This is a genomic window from Pseudocolwellia agarivorans (assembly GCF_002000085.1).
Classification (GTDB): Bacteria; Pseudomonadota; Gammaproteobacteria; order Enterobacterales; family Alteromonadaceae; genus Pseudocolwellia; species Pseudocolwellia agarivorans.
Window position 1 is genome coordinate 29,074 of sequence record NZ_MUZU01000016.1, and the last position, 22,294, is coordinate 51,367.

Annotated in this window: 16 protein-coding genes; 13 read left to right on the forward strand and 3 right to left on the reverse strand. The window is 36.2% G+C overall.

The features are described from left to right. Positions 1-5 precede the first annotated feature (5 nt). From B0X80_RS18220 to B0X80_RS18230, 3 genes are read left to right on the forward strand one after another with little or no spacing between them, the layout of a single operon-like run. A complete protein-coding gene (locus tag B0X80_RS18220; RefSeq protein ID WP_245825499.1) occupies positions 6-1,130 on the forward strand; it encodes an NHL repeat-containing protein in 1,125 nt (374 codons plus the stop codon). A 21-nt stretch (positions 1,131-1,151) separates the two neighbouring features. Next, positions 1,152-4,379: a DUF1553 domain-containing protein gene (locus B0X80_RS18225; protein ID WP_245825497.1), complete on the forward strand. Its 3,228-nt coding sequence runs from the start codon at positions 1,152-1,154 to the stop codon at positions 4,377-4,379. A gap of 31 nt (positions 4,380-4,410) precedes the next feature. Beyond that, complete coding sequence (locus B0X80_RS18230) at positions 4,411-5,835, forward strand: DUF1501 domain-containing protein (protein WP_077342904.1); 1,425 nt, start codon at positions 4,411-4,413, stop codon at positions 5,833-5,835. A gap of 74 nt (positions 5,836-5,909) precedes the next feature. Here the strand turns inward: B0X80_RS18230 and B0X80_RS18235 are convergent, their stop codons facing one another. Beyond that, complete coding sequence (locus tag B0X80_RS18235) at positions 5,910-6,974, reverse strand: RelA/SpoT domain-containing protein (protein WP_077342906.1); 1,065 nt, start codon at positions 6,972-6,974, stop codon at positions 5,910-5,912. 221 nt (positions 6,975-7,195) lie between these two features. Next, complete coding sequence (gene fucP / locus B0X80_RS18240) at positions 7,196-8,626, reverse strand: L-fucose:H+ symporter permease (protein WP_077342908.1); 1,431 nt, start codon at positions 8,624-8,626, stop codon at positions 7,196-7,198. 276 nt (positions 8,627-8,902) lie between these two features. Here fucP and B0X80_RS18245 point away from each other — a divergent pair, with 276 nt between their 5' ends. Next, the gene (locus tag B0X80_RS18245) at positions 8,903-10,417 is read left to right on the forward strand and encodes a UxaA family hydrolase (protein ID WP_077342910.1); all 1,515 of its coding nucleotides are present in this window, start codon (positions 8,903-8,905) and stop codon (positions 10,415-10,417) included. Positions 10,418-10,488: 71 nt separating this feature from the next. Here B0X80_RS18245 and B0X80_RS18250 read toward each other — a convergent pair whose 3' ends face one another. Further along, positions 10,489-10,890, reverse strand: coding sequence for an MAPEG family protein (locus tag B0X80_RS18250; protein ID WP_077342912.1), 402 nt, complete (start codon positions 10,888-10,890; stop codon positions 10,489-10,491). 160 nt (positions 10,891-11,050) lie between these two features. Between B0X80_RS18250 and B0X80_RS18255 the strand changes: the two genes are divergently transcribed. The 9 genes from B0X80_RS18255 (at position 11,051) to B0X80_RS18295 (ending at position 22,287) form a co-directional block, all read left to right on the forward strand. Beyond that, positions 11,051-11,542, forward strand: a complete 492-nt coding sequence (locus B0X80_RS18255; protein WP_077342914.1) for a FixH family protein — start codon at positions 11,051-11,053, stop codon at positions 11,540-11,542. Positions 11,543-11,618: 76 nt separating this feature from the next. After that, complete coding sequence (locus tag B0X80_RS18260; RefSeq protein ID WP_077342916.1) at positions 11,619-14,057, forward strand: heavy metal translocating P-type ATPase; 2,439 nt, start codon at positions 11,619-11,621, stop codon at positions 14,055-14,057. An 8-nt stretch (positions 14,058-14,065) separates the two neighbouring features. Next, entirely contained in the window at positions 14,066-14,299 is a 234-nt protein-coding gene (gene ccoS, locus B0X80_RS18265; RefSeq protein WP_077342918.1) for a cbb3-type cytochrome oxidase assembly protein CcoS, read from the forward strand. Continuing rightward, complete coding sequence (locus B0X80_RS18270; protein WP_077342920.1) at positions 14,299-14,958, forward strand: sulfite exporter TauE/SafE family protein; 660 nt, start codon at positions 14,299-14,301, stop codon at positions 14,956-14,958. The genes ccoS and B0X80_RS18270 overlap by 1 nt, the downstream gene beginning before the upstream one ends. A 59-nt stretch (positions 14,959-15,017) precedes the next feature. Continuing rightward, positions 15,018-15,746 (forward strand): fumarate/nitrate reduction transcriptional regulator Fnr, encoded by a 729-nt coding sequence (fnr, locus tag B0X80_RS18275; protein WP_245825498.1) that lies wholly within the window; start codon positions 15,018-15,020, stop codon positions 15,744-15,746. Positions 15,747-16,091: 345 nt separating this feature from the next. Next, on the forward strand, positions 16,092-17,021 hold the full coding sequence (gene uspE / locus B0X80_RS18280; protein ID WP_077342924.1) for a universal stress protein UspE: 930 nt from the start codon (positions 16,092-16,094) through the stop codon (positions 17,019-17,021). A 129-nt stretch (positions 17,022-17,150) separates the two neighbouring features. Next, positions 17,151-18,077 carry a tRNA 2-thiocytidine(32) synthetase TtcA gene (gene ttcA / locus B0X80_RS18285; protein WP_077342926.1) on the forward strand — a complete coding sequence of 309 codons (927 nt, stop codon included), beginning with the start codon at positions 17,151-17,153 and terminating at the stop codon, positions 18,075-18,077. Positions 18,078-18,495: 418 nt separating this feature from the next. Then, entirely contained in the window at positions 18,496-21,435 is a 2,940-nt protein-coding gene (locus B0X80_RS18290; RefSeq protein ID WP_077342928.1) for a TonB-dependent receptor, read from the forward strand. Between the two features lie 123 nt (positions 21,436-21,558). Next, complete coding sequence (locus B0X80_RS18295) at positions 21,559-22,287, forward strand: SapC family protein (RefSeq protein ID WP_077342930.1); 729 nt, start codon at positions 21,559-21,561, stop codon at positions 22,285-22,287. Positions 22,288-22,294 lie beyond the last annotated feature (7 nt).

Sequence of the window (22,294 nt, forward strand, 5' to 3'; positions counted from 1 at the left end):
CTTCTATGTTAGGCGCAGGTTTAACTACTGGCGCTATTCTAACTGGTGCATCAACCTCAGCTATCGCACATGAACCACCTAAAAAACCATTGCCTAAAGCTGGCAGAAGTCCTCATGGAAAAATTGTGGGACACGGCGACTTTAAATACAAAGTTAACTACTTATGGGGCGATTTAGATCCTCATAAAGTGCCTGTAGAAAACTGTCATGGATTAGATTTTGATTCAAAAGGTCGGATCATCATGGTGACAGACAGTGACGTAAATAACTTTGTGATATACAACAAAGATGGAAAATTTATAGACGCTTGGGGTACACAATACCCCGGCGCCCATTCTGTTAAAATATCACGAGAAAATGGCGAAGACTTCATCTACATCGTTGATGGTGGTTGGGTGTTAGATAGAAACCGACCTGATAATCAATGGAAGAACAAATGGTATAAACAAAGTGGTTTTATTTCAAAATTAACCATTGAAGGTAAATTGGTTTATACCCTTGGTCATCCATTAACCATTGGTATTTACGAGCCCGGCATGCCCTTTCAACCTACCGACATTACCATAGCGCCCAACGGTGATTTATATGTAACTGACGGCTACGGCTCTGACTACGTTATTCATTACGACAGCAATGGTCGTTACATAAGACATTGGGGAGGTAACAAGAATTCCGATAAAAACCTTAATCTTAAAAATACTCATGGTATTGGTGTTGATACACGAGATCCCAACAATCATCATTTACTGATCAGTTCTCGTGCTGAACGCGCTCTTAAAAAATACACATTGGACGGTAAATACATAGGCGACATTTCATTACCGGGAGCTTATGTAGGCGGACCCACTTTTAAAGGTGAAAACTTTTATGCGCCCGTTTGTTGGTCGCATATTGATGGCAAGATGGCACCAAATTCAGGATTTATCACTATTTTAGATAAAGATAATAAAGTCGTTTCAAACCCTGGCGGTACAAGACCTCATTACGAAAATGGCGAATTAACAACCATGCAAACCACTTACGACGTGTTTAACCATTGCCATGCAGTATGTGTAGATGACGACGAAAACCTTTACGTGGGTCAATGGAATTCAAACCAAATTTACCCGATTAAATTAGAACGCGTTTAAGCATTAATAATAAGAGCTAAAATGAAAAATTATTTAAAACCACATAAGTTAACCTTACTCGCCGCAACCAGTATTTTACTGCTAGGTTGTAATGATAAAGAACCTGAAATTGAATTTAGTGAACCGCTTCCTGAAGTGGTTGATTTTAATTTTGATGTTAGGCCTATTCTGTCTGACACCTGTTTTTTATGTCATGGACCTGATTTACCTAATGCTAAAAACGGTTTAAGCTTTGCTTCGTTTAACTTAGCAACGTCTCATGTAACCGATAATGGTATACAAGCGCTAATACCTGGTAATGCTGAAGGTAGTGAAGCCTTTATGCGTATTATGTCTACCGACGAAAGTTACATAATGCCGCCATTATCTTCTAATTTAGTATTAACACCTCGACAAAAAGCCATTATTAAAAAGTGGATTGACCAAGGTGCTGAATATAAAAAACATTGGGCTTACATTACGCCAGCGAAAGCAAAAACACCAACGACAAAGCATGACGAATGGGCCAGTAACCCTATTGATAACTTTATTGCTAAAAAAATAGCAGATAAAGGTTTATCACCCAATAAAAAAGCAGAAAAAGAAACCTTGATAAGGCGCGTCACTTTCGATCTAACAGGCTTACCACCTACATTAGAAGAAATAGATGATTTTTTACAAGATACTAACGAAAACGCCTACGAGAAACTAATTGCTCGCTTAATGGCTTCACCAAGTTTTGGTGAACGTTTATCCGTTGAATGGCTTGATGTTGCTCGCTATGCCGATACCCATGGTTACAGTACCGATTATTACCGTGATATGTCACCTTACCGTGACTGGGTAATAAAAAGCTTTAACGAAAACCGCCCTTTTGATGAGTTTGTTACTTGGCAAATTGCAGGGGATTTAATGCCTAACGCAAGCCAAGAACAAATATTAGCAACCGCTTTTAACCGCGTACATGCTCAAAATGGTGAAGGTGGTATTGTAAACGAAGAATTTAGAGTCGAATACGTAAAAGATCGTGTTCAAGCTGTAGGTACCGGCTTACTAGGTTTAACTATGCATTGTGCACAATGCCATGATCATAAATACGACCCTATTTCTGCAAAAGATTATTATTCAACCTTTGCTTTTTTCAACAATATTGATGAATCAGGACAAATTTCTTACGACCCTACAGACATTCCTGTGCCTACCTTGTTAATGCCAACAAACCAACAAGCGCAAAACTTAGCTAATGTAACTAACGAGATTTCAGATTTATCTAATCAATTAGAAACTGAATACAACGCACAAAACCAGCGATTTAATGCGTGGTTAACAGCGAATACTCAAGTAATTAAACAAGCTAAAGGTAAAGATGCACTGATTGCCCATTTCCCGTTAACTAAACGCGACAGCAACAAAGCAATTGCAAATAAGGTTTCGCCTAAAGCCATAGGTAAAGTGATTTTTGGTTCAAATCCCAAGAAAAAAGAAGGCCCTGCTATGGTTCACGTTTCAGAAAACGGACGTGAAGCCATTAAACTCAATGGTGACGATCCGCTTTATTTCCCGTCAGTTAACGACTTTGATAGAGCGCGTCCTTTTAGCGTAAGTATTGATGTAAAACTGCCTAATGAACTTGAAGAAGGTGTATTAGTACATTACAACAAAGCTGGCATTTTATATAACTTTAAAGGCTTTGATATTGGTATTCAAAACAACCGCTGGTTAGTACGTTTAGCCCACACCTACCCTTTTAACGCCATTGCTTTAACCTCTCCAGAAAACGCACAACGTGACCAATGGTTAAACGTAACCATGACCTACGATGGTTCATCAAAAGCAGAAGGTGTTAATTTTTATATTAACGGTGAAGCTATCTCAATGAATGTTGATAAAGACAACCTATTTAAAGACATAAAACATACCCATAAAGGTGTTTTAAAAGAAATAGGCATTAAAGTAGGTGCTCGCTGGCGTAGCCGTGGCACAAAAGACGCTTTAGTTGACGATCTAAAAATATATAACAGAGACTTAACCCGTATAGAGATTGCTAACATAAACAATGTAAACAGCCCGTCTGTTATTAATAACAAAGATGAACTGCTTGCTTTATTTAACAAAAGTTTTAATCCTGACTATAAAAAAACAGCATCTAAGTTAATCTCGCTACGCCAAAAACAAAACAGTATGGCCGAGCAAGTTCAAGAAATAATGGTAATGAAAGAAATGCCAGAACCTAGACAAGCTTACATACTAGAACGAGGCAGCTACGCATCACATGGTGAAGCAGTAAGCCCAGGCGTACCAGAAACCATTTTACCTTACGATGAATCTCTCCCTAAAAATCGATTAGGTTTGGCTGCATGGTTAACAGATCCTAAACATCCATTAGTATCGCGCGTTGTGATAAACCGATACTGGCAAATGCTATTTGGCACAGGCATTGTTCGTACACCTGAAGATTTTGGTAACCAAGGTCAATTACCTACACATCCGCAGTTATTAGACTGGTTAGCAAGAGAATTTGTTGATTCAGGTTGGGACATTAAACACATGTTAACACTCATGGTAACGTCATCAGCCTATCAACAATCATCTATAGCTAGCCAAGAGTTAATGGAAGCAGACCCTGAAAATAAGCTTTATGCGCGTGGCCCAACGAACCGTTTAACAGCAGAAATGATCCGCGACAACGCCTTAGCAGCCAGTGGTTTATTAGTTGACTCTATCGGTGGAGAAAGCGTATATCCTTATCAACCAGACGGTATTTGGAAAATGAACAGCAGAACCCCTTACAAGCACGGTTCAGGCGACGATTTATATCGTAAATCAATGTACACCATATACAAACGTAGTGTACCACCACCAAATATGACCGCGTTCGATGCACCAATGCGTAGTTACACCGTGGGCGAAAGGCAACAAACCAGTACCCCATTACAAGCATTATCTTTACTAAATGATCCGCAAATTATTGAAGCATCGCGTGTACTTGCAAGCAAAGCAATGAGTCATTCATCATCACTTGATGAACAACTAAAGTGGGTATATCGCAAGCTAACCAGTAATCAAGCAACGGCTCAAGAATTAGACATTATTATAAGTATGTATAATGACATTAACCAAACCTTTGCAGCGAACCCTGCACAAGCTGATGAGTTTTTAGCCGTAGGCGATAAACCATTAAAAGCGTCTGACAATAAGATACAACTTGCGTCGCTTGGCTCTATAACAAACATGTTAATGAATCACGATGCTGTAGTTATTAAGCGTTAATCACAATAAAAGAATTGAAAAGAGAAATATTATGATAAACAGACGTCAATTTTTAAAAGGTGCTTCACTTGGCTTAGGTGCTAGTGCTTTAGCAGGCTACCCTCACCTTGCTGCAGCTACGGCTGCTGCAGAACAAGGACCAAACCTTGATGGTATTTTAGGTTCGCCACACGTCCCCGCAAAAGCGAAACGTGTTATTTATTTATTTCAAAGTGGTGGTCCGTCGCAGCTAGAAACTTTTGATTACAAGCCCATGTTAGACAAACGACATGGGCAAGAGCTTCCTGCTGAAGTACGAGGCGAACAAGTATTAACAGGCATGAGTGCTCAACAAACTTCATTACCTCTAGCGCGTTCAGTATTCGATTTTAAACAGCATGGTGAGTCTGGTGCTTGGGTAAGTGAATTATTACCACATACCGCAAAAATTGTTGATGACTTATGTATCGTAAAATCTATGCATACAGATGCCATTAATCATGATCCGGCTATTACCTTTTTACAAACAGGCTTTCCTATTGCTGGCCGCCCAAGTATGGGAGCATGGCTCAGCTATGGTTTAGGTACTGACAATCCAAACTTACCACCTTTTATTGTTATGGTGTCAAGTAACGCTGGTGGACAGCCGCTTTATTCACGCCTATGGGGTAATGGCTTTTTACCGTCTATACATCAAGGTGTTCAATTTAGAGGTGGTCAAGACCCGGTTTTATATCTTAATAATCCTCCAGGGTTAAGTACCGGCGATCGTCGTTCAATGATGGACAAATTCAGAAAGCTACAAGATCTGCAATATCAAAAATGGAAAGACGAAGAAATTAAATCGCGTATCGCTCAATATGATATGGCCGAACGTATGCAAAAATCAGTTCCTGATGCTACTGATTTTAGCGATGAGCCAGACTGGGTATTTGATATGTACGGGCCGGATTCAAGAATACCGGGCACCTATGCAGCTAACTGTTTACTTGCTAGACGACTTGCAGAGCGCAACGTTAAATTTACTCAGTTATATCATCAAGGTTGGGATCAACACGACAACTTACCCGGTGGTATAAAAGCTAACTGTGAAAAAACAGACCAAGCATCAGCGGCATTAGTCACCGACTTAAAACAACGCGGTTTATTAGACGATACGCTTGTTGTTTGGGGGGGAGAGTTTGGTAGAACAAATTATTCACAAGGTAAGCTAACAGAAACAGGTTATGGTCGAGATCATCACCCCGGTTGTTTCACTATGTGGATGGCTGGCGGTGGTGTAAAACCCGGCGTATACGGTGAAACCGATGAGTTTGGCTACAATATAGTTAAAGATCCTGTTCACGTGCACGACTTTCAAGCGACATTAATGCATTTGATGGGAGTTGATCACGAAAAGCTCACCTTTAAATACCAAGGGCGCCGCTTCAGACTAACAGATGTTCACGGTAAAATAGTTAAAGCGATATTGGCTTAGGCTTCTAAAAAAGTTAGATTTAAAATAAGGTAAGAAAACTGTCTTACCTTATTTTAAATCTACTAATATAAAGTTTATGAAAGTATAATTCGGCTATATTCGGCTAGAAATTCAGAAGTATCACTTAAATAGTTAGGGTAAGCTTTTTCAATAGATTTAAGGTCACTTCCTGCAACAAGTAATACGTTATTATCAATGTTTTTTTCTTTTTCAGCATAATGTTCAAGGGCTAATTCTTTTTTATTTTCACTATACAAAAAAGCATTACCTTTACGCTCTTTAGTGTTATAAACCAATAAAGTGTACCCGCTATCTTTAGATTTCTTTTTTATTTCATCTAATTTAAATGCGCTGTTAAAAGTATCTAATTTATGAGATATAGACAATTCAGAGTTTAAAGAAACTAACTCATGTTTATATTTAGCTGAAACATCATCAGACATTTGCCAAGAACCATCTTTAACAGCTAAAAACTCTCCTATTATCTTAAAAAGTCGTTTCCAACTTTTACTTGCATTCGCTGGATTGGTTTTTAATGATTCTTTTTCAATAATATCGACTATTTCTACTGTAGTGGCCCACAAATGCTGTAATCGAATTCTTAGCTGTACTTCAATTTGAAAGCCTTTCCATTGATGATCTGCGGAATTTGCATAACTCTTATAAACCCTGTGTATTCCTCTATATCCACTAGGCTTAGGTAAAGATATATAATCATATATCTTTACTCCATGAACAGTTCGACTTGAGTCTAAACTTTTATTTAATTGTTTTAAATCGTCTAATGATTCTAAAATTACTCTACACCCACCAATATCATGCATTCTTTTTAAGCTGATCGCATTATCAGTTTTTTCGTCTAAAGATTTTCTTTGTAGTTTATCAATTATCGTAGGCAACCGTTTTAATCGCCTAACGACTGTAGCTGTTTCTAATAAATGTAATTTTTTTACATGCTTCCAAACTAAATTTTTAATTATTTGTAATGGATATAAATGAGCCGCACGAAAATTTTGAATCACCTTGACTGCCGATTCAAAGTCACCTTCGTTTTTTCTAATCGTACGCCCAGCTTTCTCTACTTGATTTTTAGAAAAAGCTAATAGCTGTTTAGATTTTTCGTAGCTATCATTTACCATTTTTTTAAATCATTAATCTAGTGATATTACACGGTATAATACGATAGTTAACATTCATAGTGTAGTTATTGAATAGCTGGTATAACAAGTTAATACAACCTTTTAGAAAGCAAATAAGCCACATTACAAAATCCTCAATACTTATAAGAAACTACATAACAAAAAAGGCGAATACCTAAGTATTCGCCTTCATCTTTTCGTTTTAGCCTTTGCGAAATAACTTATACTTTATATTTGTTATGCGCTCTGTAACCAAAAATACAAATAACAATAAAACAAATTAGAGGTAAAACAAACGAAGTTTGAACCGATGGAATGCCTTCAATAATAGGAGCAGCATCAATCATGCTTGCTTGTAATGGTGGCATAAGTGCACCACCTACAATCGCCATAACTAAACCCGCAGATGCTAAACTTGCATCATCGCCCATGCCTTTAAGGGCAATACCATAAATGGTTGGGAACATTAACGACATACAAATTGAAATACCAATTAAACAATATAAACCAGTATAACCACCTAAGAAAATGGTACCTAACGACAAGGCAAAACCACCTGCTGCAAGCAACATTAATAATTGGCCCGGACGAACAAAACTCAATAAGAAAATACAAATAAATCGGCTTGCTAAAAATACCCCCATAGCAATCATATTATATTGTTGCGACTCTGCTGCGGTTAAGCCGACTGATGTCATGCCGTAATGAATAATAAACGTCCAACACATAATCTGTGCGCCAACATAAAAGGCTTGTGCTAACACCCCTTCTAAATAACATTTATTAGCAATTAAACGACCAAAGGTTTCTTTTAATTCTTTAAGGGTTAATGGGTGATCGTTAGAAATGGTTTTAGGTAATTTATTAAATAAAAATACTAGAAACAAAATGCCAACAACAACAGCTATCGCAATATAAGGACCACGAACAGTTACTAGATCAGCCGCTTGCATCGCTTGATGTGCAGCAGGTTCTGCTACAGAAAAGTCTTGAATAGCTTGTGTTAGCTTACCGTCAACAACTGACGGTAACATGTTTGCATATTCAGGGTTTGCTGCTTTTTCGGCTAATCTAAACTCTTCAACTTTTAACTCACCCAAAATGTAATTAGAGGCAACAAACATACCGGTAAGTGATCCAATAGGATTAAATGCTTGCGCTAAATTTAAACGCTGTGTTGATGTATCAGGATGTCCCATAGATAACACATAAGGATTAGCAGTAGTTTCTAATAGCGCTAAACCACAAGTTAAAATCCAAAGTGCGGCTAAAAAGTAATTAAACTCCATAGTAATAGAAGCCGGAAGAAATAATAACGCACCTGTAGCATACAGCCCTAAACCAAGTAATATGCCTGATTTATAAGAAAATCGACGAATAAAAATAGCGGCAGGTATCGCCATAACGCCATACCCAAGATAAAAGGCAAATTGCACCAAACTACTTTGAGCATTTGAAATAAGAAAAATATCTTTAAATGCCTTCACCAATGGATTGGTTATGTCATTTGCAAAACCCCATAACGGGAACAAAGATGCGACTAATATAAAAGGGACTATATATTGTGCTTCTAAAATTTTAGGTTTTGAAGATTGATCTTCATTGTTAGCCGTTGACGGTTCGCCAATGGTTTCGTTTGCGCTTGTACTCATTTACTTCCCCTATTTATAAACAACCCAAATGGTTTATATATAAAATTATATTGTTTTGATAACTACTGTTTTAATTATGGCTTGCCTTTGTTACACAGCACATTTTTTTAACATTCAACACTGTGTATATTTATTATGCAAAAGATAATTTTTCTAAATAATAAATAGTAAATTTCATATTTGATAATATTACGGCTAGACCATTAAGTAAAGATTAACATTTTTATATATAAATGATATGATTTACTCACGATCATATTTAAGAATTTTATTAACGTGAAAAACTCTGAAAATAATTTACTTCGCCAAGTAATCAAAGTACATAATGATGACAATGTTGCCGTTGCCATTTCCACTCTTGCTCAAGGCACTATTTTGCCTGAAGAATATGCAAGCGTAATTCTCAGCCAAGAGATACCTAAAGGGCATAAACTCGCGCTACAAAATTTAAAGCAAGGCGACGATATTGTTAAGTATGGTTTTGTTATTGGTCAAGCCACAGCTGATATAGCCGTGGGGTCTCATATCCATAGTCATAATTTATCCACCAAGTTAAACGGTAGTGAAACCTATCATTATGATCAAGAACCCACACCATTAGTTGATAAAACAAACATGCCTACTTTTAAAGGTTATGTACGTAAAAATGGTAAGGTTGGTATCCGAAACGATTTATGGATCATTAATACCGTAGGTTGTGTAAATCAATCAGCTAAACGTATTACTGATTTATGTAAAAGGCAATTTGAAGGTCGCGCTGATGAATTTGTGGCACTAACACACCCATTTGGTTGCTCTCAATTAGGTGATGATTTATCAAATACACGTAACCTGTTAAGTAGCTTAATGCAAAACCCGAATGCTGGTGGTGTATTAGTTATCGGCTTAGGTTGTGAAAATAATCAATTATCTACATTAATGTCTGAAACTAAAGATATTGATAGCAATAAAGTACGTTATTTTAACTCTCAAGAAGTAGATAATGAAATTGAAGTGGGTCTGAAATACGTTGAAGAATTACTGAATGAAATGGACAAAGACGTTCGTACCGAAGTACCTGTATCCCAACTGACTTTAGGTATGAAATGTGGTGGCTCAGACGGTTTTAGTGGTTTAACAGCAAACCCTGTTGTAGGCCGAATTACGGATATGCTGACTCAATACGGTGGTCGCGTTATTTTAACTGAAACCCCTGAAATGTTTGGTGCTGAACAAGTACTTATGGACAGAGCCAGTAATAAAGAAATTTACACTGAAATTGTTGACCTTGTGCAAGAGTTTAAAGATTACTTTATTAGAAACAATCAACCTATTTACGAAAACCCATCACCAGGTAATAAGGCTGGCGGTTTAACCACATTAGAAGAAAAATCCCTTGGCGCCATTCAAAAAGGGGGTAAAGCCATTATTAATGAAGTGATTGGTTATGGTAAAAAAGCATCAACAGGCAAAGGATTAACCTTATTACAAGCACCAGGAAATGATGCGGTATCTTCAACTGCCCTTTCTGCTGCTGGAGCTAACATTATTCTCTTTACTACAGGTAGAGGAACCCCGTTAGGTTTTCCTGTTCCTACGGTAAAAATATCGTCGAATACAGATTTAGCGACACGTAAAAAACATTGGATTGATTTCGATTCAGGCCAAATATTAACGTCTGATATGAGTATTGATGAATGTGCTGAACAATTATTTAGTTACTTACTAAAAGTTGCATCAGGTGAAAAAACAAATAACGAAATTAACGATAATCGTGAAATTTCTATTTGGAAAAACGGCGTAACTTTATAAGCCGCTTTTTAAAAGTGATATAAAGAGGAGAGATGAGCTAATCATAACTCCTTTTTTTTATTCTCATTTATTTACGCCATATTCAGCATCAAGGTTATCCATAAACCTAATACCATAAAAACCGCTAGCCAAAAAACAATAATACGATGTAGTAAATGATTATAGGTAATGTGAATATAAGCATGCATTGCGCGTAATAACACAAAAGCCCACGCAAAGTATAAACCAACAACACTGGAAACATTTAAAGCAACATAGAACAAACATCCCACATAAAATAACACAGGCACTTCAAATTGATTATTAAAACAACGCGTGGTTTTAATTACACTCTCAGGGAAGCTTTCCGCATCCATTAATTTATACGCTTTGGGGTTAACTTTGCGTGCTTTTACACTATTTACACGTGTAAAAAAGGCAATAATTCCGACAACTAATGTGAGTAAAACCATAGAAAACACAGGGTAAATCAATGAAGACTCCTTATCAGGTATAATAATTTAAATGAAAATAATTATACCTATCTCACATAAAATTATAGATTTAAATCAATTCCCCTCCATCTTTTATTGGTTCATCACTAATAAAAACGTATAATGCGCGCTTATTTATTTTCATGACAAAGGCATATAAATGACAACATATTGGTACAAAGAGCCATGGGCTTGGCTCGTATTCGCATTACCGTTTTCAGCCGTTGTAGCAGGTATAGCTACTTATATTATTGCCAACCATGAACCTGATCCACTTGTAGTCGGTAACTATTATAAAAAAGGAAAAGCAATTAATTTAGAGCTAAGTAAAATAAAATTAGCTCAAAAATTAGGCATGAAATTTTCTCTTACATTAAAAGACGATGAACTTTTAATAAAACCTACAGGTATAGAAAAAGAGTTTTCATTGCTTACTGTTAATTTTTACCACCCTACGCAAGAAGAAAAAGATTTTGTTTTAACGTTAACTCCAGATGGCGATGGTAATTTCAGACATCACTTAGATCATGACGTTAAAGGTAAATGGCAAATCACATTATCTACTTTTGATGATAAATGGAAAATTCAAAATACGATATATTTACCTCAAGCTTCAGCCATTAGTATTGAGCCTGCACCTAAAAACAGTTAAAGCGATTTTACACATACTTACATTAGTATAATAAAACGCATAATACTGAGCTAACATTACAGAACTAAAACAATCTATGTCATCTTTGTGCTTCCATTGTGGTGAATCTATTCCTAAAGGTATAGATTTGTCGGTTAAAATTGATAACGTTATTCAACCTATGTGCTGCATAGGTTGCGAAGCCGTTGCTAAGGTAATTGTTGAAAATAATTTAACGGAATATTACCGATACCGCACAGAGCCAGCTAAAAAGGGTGAGCAATTAGTTCCGCAGCAATTACAACGTAATCAACTCTTAGATGATGAAAGCTTACAAGACGAATTTACGTTCAAAACAAACGAATACAAAGAAGCTATCTTAACGATTGACGGCATTAGCTGTGCAGCTTGCGCATGGTTAATAGAAATGCAGCTATCAAAAACCACCGGCATAATTTCTATTACCGTAAATGCAACAACACAACGAGCAACCGTTAAATGGCAAGATAAACAGCTAAAGTTAAGTGAAATATTAAAACGCATAGACAGCATCGGTTATAAAGCACTTCCCTTTAAAGCCAGTCAAATCGAAGAACTAAACAGAGCTCAAAGTAAATCATTTATCAAACGTTTAGGCGTTTCAGGCATTTTAATGATGCAGGTATTAATGATTGCCGTAGGATTATATTTTGGCGCATTTTCAGATATGTCTGAATACAATCTTGTTTATTTAAGATGGGCTAGCTTAATTTTAACTTTACCTATAGTTACCTATGGCGCTTTTCCTTTTTATAAAGGTGCGATAAATACATTAAAAATAAAACGCCTTTCAATGGATGTTCCAGTTTCTATTGCTATAACGCTTGCTTTTTCTGCCAGCGCTTGGGCAACCGTTAGTCAGCAAGGAGAAGTGTATTTTGAATCAGTAGCCATGTTTACTTTCCTATTACTTATTGGCAAGTTTTTAGAGTTTAGAGCGCGAATGCGAGCCTCTCATGTTTCGGCTAACTTACTCAAGCTAATGCCGATGACAGCAACCAAGCTTGTTTCTATCACTGACGATAAAGGCACAACTCAGCAAGAAAAATTAATAGCCGCTAAACATTTAAAGAAGTTTGATCTTGTACTGATCAAGCCTGGTGAAACAGTACCTGCCGATGGCATGGTTATTTCAGGTACTAGCCAAATTAATGAATCGATGTTATCTGGTGAGCAAACACCTGTTAACAAAAATATTGGCGATAATGTTTTAGCGGGTACCATTAACGGCGATGGTAATATTACGGTTGAAGTCAAAAAAGAAAATCAATACTCATTCTTAAATCAGATGATACGCTTAAGTGAATCATCTCAAGCCCATAAACCCAAATTAGCCAAACTTTCAGATAAAATAGCGCAATATTTTGTCGCAACCATTTTACTTACCTCAATAGCAACGGCTATATATTGGCAAATGCACTTACCTGAAGAAGCCTTTTGGATAACGCTTTCGGTATTAGTGGCAACCTGCCCTTGCGCTTTATCTTTAGCAACACCAACCGCATTAACTTGTGCAACGGTTACGCTTAATAATAAAGGGATATTAATAAAGTCAGCCCACGTAATGGAAACCTTACCTAACGTTAATTGTTTTGCTTTTGATAAAACAGGCACGTTAACCACGGGAGAATTTACCATCTCCAAGGTGGAATTATTTGATCGTGCGTTTAGCGAAAAACAAGTATTAGCTATTGCTGCTGGATTAGAATCTCATTCAGAACACCCTATCGCAAAAGCATTTATTAAACATAGAGACTTTTCTCTTAATGTCACCCAAATAGAAGTAACACCCAGTTCAGGCGTTTCAGGTAATTATCAAAACGAAACCTACCAAATAGGTAAACCCAGTTGGTTATTACCCACCCTACGTTTAGCCGATTCAGAAGCTAATGTGAATAATGCTCAATGCGTATTAGTAACAGGCGAACAACTTATCGCTGCCTTTTACCTAGAAGACAGTGTAAGGGATAACGCCGCTAGCTTAATTAAAAACTTGCATGAACAATCAATATCAACCTTAATGCTTTCAGGCGACAATAAAGCCGGTTGCGATAAAACACAGTCTGCTTTGCATTTATCTCAAGCTCACAGTAATTTAAGTGCTAAAAATAAAGTTGAACTATTAAAAGCCAAACAAGTTGACCATATTGTTGCCATGGTGGGTGATGGTGTAAACGACACACCTGTATTTAGCGCAGCTCATATAGCCATAGCCATGGGAAGTGGTACAGACATAGCAAAAAATGGTGCCGACATCATTTTATTAAACAGTGACTTAACGAATATTACCGCGTTAAAACTCATTGCTCAAAAAACTAAAAAAATTATTTGGCAAAACTACTTATGGGCATTTGGTTATAATGCCTTAGTGTTACCGTTAGCAATGGCTGGCTATATTACGCCTTACCTCGCAGTTATTGGTATGTCGGCCAGTTCAATATTGGTTGTGACTAACTCACTGCGCTTACTTAATATCAAAAAAGATACAAAAGGCTAATATATTCAATGAGCATAATTTACGTATTAATTCCTATCGCGGTACTATTAACGGCTATTGGTCTTTACCTTTTTTTCTGGGCAGTTAAAACAGAACAATTTGATGATCTTGAAAAACAAGGTTTAAGTATTTTGTTTGACGAAAATGACGATCAAGCAGCTGATAAAAATAAATCAACATCAGAATTAATATCAGAAAAGAATAAAAACACCAACGCATCAAATCAACCAAAAGATAGTTAATGAACATTGATTATTTTTCAGCCTTTATTATAGGCATTTTGGGATCTGGCCATTGCTTAGGAATGTGTGGTGGCATAACCTCAATGCTAACCTCTGCTCTACCTAAACATTCGTCGTACTCAAAAACACTTTTAGTTTTCAGTTATAATTTTGGTCGCATATTATCTTATACCCTTATTGGAGCCATAGTCGGTTTTACAGGTTCTGTCGCGGCTAAAAACCTTGGCGTACCTTTAGCTGGTTTACGCGTAATATCCGCTCTATTTCTTATATTTTTAGGACTTTATATTGGCCAATGGCTTATGTGGTTAAATAGAGTTGAACGCTTAGGTAAATTTATTTGGCAATATTTATCACCTTACTCAAAACGTTTAATACCTGTAGACTCACCACAAAAAGCCATAGGTTTAGGTGCGCTATGGGGCTGGTTGCCCTGTGGTTTAATTTATTCAATGTTAACATGGTCATTAGCGAGTGGCAGCGTAACTGCGGGCGCGTTAATTATGACTAGCTTTGGTTTAGGAACACTACCAGCATTGCTTATTATGTCGTATAGCTTCATCAAAGCAAAAACGCTACTTAACCACCCCCTCTTTAGAAAAACAATGGCAATAAGCCTTATTGGTTATGGTATTTACACCTTGTATTTACTCGTTTAATCGATTGCATATAGGTTAAGGTTAGAATATGATCCAAATCAATTAACCTTTGATTAAGTATGGACATTATGGAAAACAACAATTGCTCAGGAAAACAACACATCCATTGTCAAAACTGTAGTATTAGTGAATTATGCCTTCCATTTTCGTTAAACGAGCAAGAACTTAATACGCTTGATAATATTATTGACCGTAAAAAGCCTATCCATAAAGGTGAACAGATTTTTCAAGACGGCGACGAAATGAAATCTCTTTATGCCATTCGTTCAGGTACATTTAAAACCTTTACCGTTAATGAACAAGGCGAAGAACAAATTACAGGGTTTCATCTAGCAGGCGATTTATTAGGTTTTGACGCCATCGCCAATTCAGAACACCCTAGTTTTGCTAAAGCACTGGAAACATCAATGGTATGTGAAATTCCATACGACACGTTAGACTCTATCTCTAACACTATGCCAAAGCTTAAAAAACAAATATTAAAAATGATGAGTTCTGAAATTCGTTCAGATCATGAAATGCTTATGCTACTTAACCATAAAAATGCAGAGCAACGATTAGCAACATTTATTAGTACGTTAAGTAAAAGATATCATGAACGAGGATTTTCTGCGTCTGAGTTTAGATTAACCATGACACGCAGCGATATAGGTAATTTTATTGGTTTAACGGTTGAAACGATTAGTCGCTTACTGAATAGGTTTCATAAAAATGGTTTAATCGATGTGAGTGGCAAACTCATTACCATTAAAAATATTGAAAAGCTTAATGAAGTGGCTTCACTGTAATTCGATATATACCCGTTACCAATCAAGAGGCTATTTCAGAGTGCTTGAGCGATATCAATTCAAGGCAACGCTTTGTGATAATGGTTACTCCCTTATGAAAAGCGTTGTTGATGAAGTGATTTTGCTCAAGCGCTTCTTCGATGGGTCTAAACAACAGTAGTAAAAGTTACATTATTACTGTTGTTAATTCCGTAAAGCTCTATTTTAAATTTCATATTCCCCTCTTCATCAAGATATTATTAATTAAGAATATCTTGATGTAAAACAATTAAAAAACACTCGTTCATACACTATACTGATACTCATGGTATTATAAATACGAGCTAAATAATTGGGGACAGTATTATGAAAAAGTATCAAAATATACTAACGGTTATTGATCCTACGACAGACGACCAAAAAGCGTTAAAACGTAGCATTGAACTAGCACAACATACTAAAGCCACTATCACGGCCTTCTTATCTATTTTTGACTTTTCTTACGAAATGACCACCATGTTATCAAGCGATGAACGTGAATCTATGCGACAAACTGTTATAGATGATAGACACCAATGGCTTAATAATATTATTGAACAACTCGATACAGAATCGCTGACTATCAACACCAAAGTTGTATGGCACAATAGACCTTTTGAAGCCGTGATAAACGAAGTACTTGAGCACAATCACGACATTGTTATTAAAGGCACTCACGAACACGACAAATTAAAATCCGTTATATTTACACCTACCGACTGGCATATTTTGCGTAAATGTCCTTGCCCTGTATTATTAGTTAAAGACCACTTATGGCCTGAAAACGGCAACATACTTGCAGCAATAAATGTCGGTAGTGATGAAGAAGAGCACCTTTCACTAAATCATAAAATAACCTCACAAGCGAGCGACCTAGCAAAAACAATAAATGCCAACGTGCACATTGTAAATTCTTACCCTGGTACACCCGTTAACATCACCATAGAAATACCCGAATTTAACGCCGTTGAATATAACAACACCATGTTAAAACATCATCAAGATGCTATGAAAGAACATTGTGAAAGGTATCAAATAGCCAAAGAAAATACCTATGTTAAAGAAGGCTTACCTGAAGATGTTATCGAAGAAGTTGCCAATCAAATCGATGCAGAATTAGTGATTTTAGGTACAATAGGTAGAACAGGATTATCAGCCACATTAATTGGCAATACCGCTGAACACGTAATAGATCGACTGAACTGTGATGTACTCGCATTAAAACCTAACGGCTATAAATCACCTTTTGTTCAATAATCAAAATTAAGTTACAACTTTCAATCACAAAATAAAGCAGTATAATTTTTCATTTAATACTGCTTTCATCTAGTTTATTAAGCACAAGGCTTTAGGTATAATGCGCTCGCTATTAACCTGAGACCATTTATGAACGCTTTACCTACAACACCTGAAGTATCAGTTAAAAAACTAACATCCGAGCAAGCCTTACAACTATCTAAGCTAGAAAAACGCTTACGACGCAATGTGGGTCAAGCTATCGCTGAATACAATATGATTGAAGATGGCGATAAAGTTATGGTGTGTTTATCGGGAGGTAAAGACTCTTTTTCAATGCTGGATATTCTGCTTAAATTACAAAAAGCAGCCCCTATTCAATTCGAAATCGTGGCGGTTAATTTAGATCAAAAGCAACCGGGCTTCCCTGAACATATTCTTCCTGAATATCTTGAATCGTTAAATATTCCTTATTACATAGTTGATAAAGATACTTATTCTGTTGTTAAAGAAAAAATTTCTGAAGGAAAAACCACTTGTGGTTTATGCTCACGCTTACGCAGAGGAACTTTATATTCATTTGCTGAAAAAATAGGAGCCACTAAAATAGCACTTGGCCATCATATGGACGATATCGTTGAAACCATGTTTCTTAATATGTTTTATGGTGCAAAACTAAAGTCTATGCCGCCAAAACTTCGCTCTGACGATGGCAGAAATATTGTGATTAGGCCTTTAGCTCACTGTAGAGAGCAAGATATTTTAGATTATTCTAACTTTCAACACTATCCTATCATTCCTTGTAACTTGTGCGGTTCGCAAGAAAACCTTCAAAGACAAAATATTAAAGCCATGCTTAACGCGTGGGATAAGCAAACACCAGGACGTGTTCAAAATATATTTAAATCACTCAAAAATGTAAGTTTAAGTCAATTAGCAGATACTGATTTATTCGACTTTTCAAACCTTGCCATAGATAGAACTGAAAAAAGAAAAGCATATGAGTTTTCTGATGAAGTTGTATCATCCACCAACATAGATGAAAGCCAATTTATTAATATTACCAATATCTCGTAATATAATATTAATGACAAAATAACTTCACTAAATGGCATCATCACCCTCAACTTATATGATAAGCATCATATTACTCAGGCAAGTTTTCATTTAACAACTTGCCTTAGCTCATTTTATAAAACAATAAATTATATCTCCTAGCCTTTAATGAACACTTAAATAAAACACTAGAAAAATTCAAATAACACATTGATTTAAAATACAAATAAACAAAAAAAATCACAATCCTCTCTTATTTAAATAATAAAAATATGGTTTTTAGCATTTAAATAAATTGTAAATAATTTAGGTGTTAATTATTTACAACATAAAACACTTGTAAGACAACATACTATGAGATATCTTTAATTTGAAAGATATACAATAAATATCTTTAGTATGAATAACTAATTATGACTATCGGGGGAGATAATTAAAAATGATGAACTCAATTCAATTTAAAAAGAAAAAAACAGCAATAGCAGTTTTAGCAATACTTTCACCATTAATGACTAACTTAGCTTACGCAGAAGAAAAAGCTAAACAAGAAACAGAAGTTATTGTAGTAACAGGTATCAAGGGCTCATTGGTACAGTCACTAAATAATAAAAGATTTAGTGAATCAGTTTATGACGGCATTTCAGCGGAAGATATTGGTAAATTTCCTGATCAAAACGTTGCAGAGTCTCTACAACGTATTACTGGTGTATCAATAGATAGAAGTTCAGGTGAAGGGACTACGGTATCCATCCGTGGCTTTGGTCCTGAATTTAACACTGTTACTTTAAATAATCGTACAGTACCTACAGATAATGGTGGTCGAGGCTTCTCTTTTGATTTGCTCGCATCAGAACTTATTAGTGGTGCCGATGTTTATAAAACCTCTCAAGCTTCAAGAGTCGAAGGTAGCATTGGTGGTTTGGTAAACGTTAAAACAGCTCGACCTTTTGATTTAGACGGATTTAAAGCTGTTGGTTCTATAAAAGGCGTACACGATACACTTGTAAGCGATACTAGCCCTTCTGCATCACTTTTTATTGGGCAAAACTTTGATGATAAGTTTGGTTTACTTGCATCTTTTAGTTACCTGCAACGTGATGCTCGTGCTGATAGTATAAGTGTTGGAGGATGGCGCGAAGACACAGTAATAACATCGAATGATCCTGCTGACTCTGCAAATAAAATACAGGCTTACAGACCACAATCAGCCGAGCAAGTATTAGAAACACAAGATCGTGAACGAATAGGAGCAACCTTAACGGCACAATGGTCTCCAGTAGATGACGTATTAGTTACGGGTGATTTTTTATATTCAGCATTAGAAGTCGAAGATCGTAATTCGAGCTTATCTCGTTGGTTTTCTAACCCTATTTTCAACGCTAATGTAGACGAAAATGGTACCGTTAATTCTCTAAGTCGAGTACCTAAACCACTTGTATCTCAAGGTGTATTCCAATTATGGGAAAATGGAAACAGACTTGGGACCGGTCAATGGAATAGTTCCAGTCAAAACTCTGATAGCCGTGATGTTGAAACGACTACATTAGGTATCAATGTTGAATGGAATGTAGATGATAACCTTGTCATAGAGCTCGACGCGCATAAGTCATCAACGTCAGGTCGTTCAGGTAATAATGCACGCGTAGCACTATCAAACCCTACCCAAGACGTGACTAATTTTGCTTTAAGCGATGATGGCTTCCAATGGAATGGACCAGAAAAAGACTTTATTGGTAATCCTAGTGATTATTATCCAAATAATGTTCAGTTTACCTCTGATGACAGAGATGATGATATCACTGAAGTAAAATTAGATGCTCATTGGCAACTAGATGATATGGGTATTTTAGACTCAATCAAAACAGGTTTTTCTTATTCTGACCGAGAAAAAATTGCCAATAATGGTGAAACCTCATGGGGAACTGTAGTTACAGCTTTTAACGGCTTCAGATACAATCCTCCGGCAAGTGTTTTATCTTTAACATCACCTAAAGGTGGATTTTTATCGGATTATGGTGGATTAGTTAACAACTTTTATACTTACGATGTTCAAGATTTAGTTGATTTTTTATCAGATCCAAATGGTGGAGTTCGTGAACAAGCAGTTAATGTTGGCCATCAGATCATTAATAATTTCGAAAATGGTGATCCTACCTATTCAACGCTCGCAGAAGCGCAAACAGCGGCAGATGCTGCAACAGCTAATGCACTCGCTAAAATAGATGCCGCACAAGCATTTATGCCTGAAGGCCAGTCAGGTAACTCTCTTGGTATTTTTTCTCCGTTACATAGAGTCGATAAATCTTGGCGTGTAGGCGAAGAGACTATTGCGTATTATCTTGAAGCAAATTTAGTAGGCGAAGCTTGGTCGGGTAATGTTGGCGTTCGATACGTAGAAACAGAAACCACTTCATTCGGTAACGGTACTGAAATAGTAAATATTACATACAATAGTGCTATTGGTGATGGTCCTTTAAATACTGCATCAGGTAAAGATATCTCAGCTAACGCAAAATACGATAAATTTTTACCTAGCTTGAATTTTCGATGGAATGTAAGTGAAGATATTGTAGCTCGAATGGGTTGGTCACAAACTCTAACACGTCCACAGTTATCGCAACTAACACCTAACCAAGACTACAAAGGAAAAGAAACAGCGAACTCACAAGGCATACCAGAGTTTGACGGTACAATTACGGGGTCAAATGTTGAATTAAAACCTTATCTAGCCACTAACTTTGATTTATCACTTGAATATTATTATGCAGATGACAGCACTATTGCATTAGCATATTTTAACAAGTCGATTAAAGATTGGATTGCCCAAGGTAACTCTCAAAGAACCTTATCTTTACCTTATATAGTTGATGGTGTTTCTCAAGGTAATAAAGATTTTGTTTTTGATGCGTCACTCCCTATTAATGTTGAAGATTCTGATGCTACAGGTATTGAACTTTCAGTGTTACACGCATTTGATAATGGTTTTGGTGTTCAAGCTAACTATACATATATGGATAGTGACTCTGAAGCAGTTCCTGGTGAAGAAGTTCAAGGGGCTTTAACAGGGTTGTCTAAAAATGCTTATAACGTTATTGCCTTTTATGAAGAAGGTGATATTCAAGCACGTATAGCTTACAACTGGCGTAGTGAATACCTGTCTTGTACATCTTGTTTACGTGGAGAGCCTATAACTGTTGAAGATTATGGCCAACTTGATATGTCAGCAAGTTATACCATCAATGAAAACTTTGAAGTATTTGTTGAAGGCGTCAATGTAACTGACGAAGATAGAAGAGAATATAGTCGTTTTTCATCTAGATTCGTATCATTACAAGATACTGGTGCTCGATTCTCTGTGGGTCTAAGAGGACAGTTCTAGTATAACTTTAGTATTCAAGGTAACTAGTATTTTACTAGTTACCTTGTATTTATCGTTTCCCTCCCCCCTATTCAATACCGTAAAAATAAGTTTCAGGATAGGCATAAAATAATAGGGCTTTTTATGAACTCCCCTTCTATAAAATTAAGCAATAATCAATTCGTATATTTAAATAAGCAGTCACATGGCAATATTCGATTTACTCCCCAAATAAATATCGATGTACTAAAAAAAGAACAAATAGTTCCTTTAGTTATTAATGAATTTATTCCAGTTGCGACACAAAACCCGATTGTGTTTGTTAAAGACAATCAAACAGGACAATTTCGTGCCGTTGCTCTTTATGGATTAAAGTCAGAGCAAAATTTGATGATAAAAAATGACACGTGGCAATCTATTTATTTACCTAAAGCTGTTCGTAATAAATACTTCAAATTAATTGAAAATACAGAATCCGCAGGTGAATACCTATTAACTTGTAGAATAGACGACCCCGCTTTTAATCAAAAAGATGGTGAGCCTTTATTTGAACAAAATGGTAAAGAAAGCCCTTTTCTTAAAAAAATTCAAGAAGACCTACTCAGCTATTTACATCAGCAAGAAATAACTCAGCACTTTTTTACCCTTTTATTAGAACTTGAGTTACTCACTCCTCAAAGCTTATCTGTTGAAACACCACAAAAAACTTACAACATTGATGGTGTCTATTTAATTGATGAAAACCGTTTAAATACATTAGCTGATAAAGACACCATAAAGCTAAAGCAGGCAAATATGTTACCTGCTATTTATGCGCATATAGTATCAAAAGCGCATATATTAACCTTAGCTTCACGCGCAAATGAATTATAGGTTATTC

Excerpts from the sequence above, each read along its gene's own strand:
- B0X80_RS18255 (WP_077342914.1), top strand. The coding sequence starts at position 11,051 with ATGACAACATATTGGTACAAAGAGCCATGGGCTTGGCTCGTATTCGCA.
- ccoS (WP_077342918.1), top strand. The coding sequence starts at position 14,066 with ATGAGCATAATTTACGTATTAATTCCTATCGCGGTACTATTAACGGCT.
- fucP (WP_077342908.1), bottom strand. The coding sequence starts at position 8,626 with ATGAGTACAAGCGCAAACGAAACCATTGGCGAACCGTCAACGGCTAAC.
- fnr (WP_245825498.1), top strand. The coding sequence starts at position 15,018 with ATGGACATTATGGAAAACAACAATTGCTCAGGAAAACAACACATCCAT.
- B0X80_RS18260 (WP_077342916.1), top strand. The coding sequence starts at position 11,619 with ATGTCATCTTTGTGCTTCCATTGTGGTGAATCTATTCCTAAAGGTATA.
- B0X80_RS18295 (WP_077342930.1), top strand. The coding sequence starts at position 21,559 with ATGAACTCCCCTTCTATAAAATTAAGCAATAATCAATTCGTATATTTA.
- B0X80_RS18225 (WP_245825497.1), top strand. The coding sequence starts at position 1,152 with ATGAAAAATTATTTAAAACCACATAAGTTAACCTTACTCGCCGCAACC.
- ttcA (WP_077342926.1), top strand. The coding sequence starts at position 17,151 with ATGAACGCTTTACCTACAACACCTGAAGTATCAGTTAAAAAACTAACA.
- B0X80_RS18230 (WP_077342904.1), top strand. The coding sequence starts at position 4,411 with ATGATAAACAGACGTCAATTTTTAAAAGGTGCTTCACTTGGCTTAGGT.
- uspE (WP_077342924.1), top strand. The coding sequence starts at position 16,092 with ATGAAAAAGTATCAAAATATACTAACGGTTATTGATCCTACGACAGAC.
- B0X80_RS18220 (WP_245825499.1), top strand. The coding sequence starts at position 6 with ATGTTAGGCGCAGGTTTAACTACTGGCGCTATTCTAACTGGTGCATCA.
- B0X80_RS18270 (WP_077342920.1), top strand. The coding sequence starts at position 14,299 with ATGAACATTGATTATTTTTCAGCCTTTATTATAGGCATTTTGGGATCT.
- B0X80_RS18235 (WP_077342906.1), bottom strand. The coding sequence starts at position 6,974 with ATGGTAAATGATAGCTACGAAAAATCTAAACAGCTATTAGCTTTTTCT.
- B0X80_RS18290 (WP_077342928.1), top strand. The coding sequence starts at position 18,496 with ATGATGAACTCAATTCAATTTAAAAAGAAAAAAACAGCAATAGCAGTT.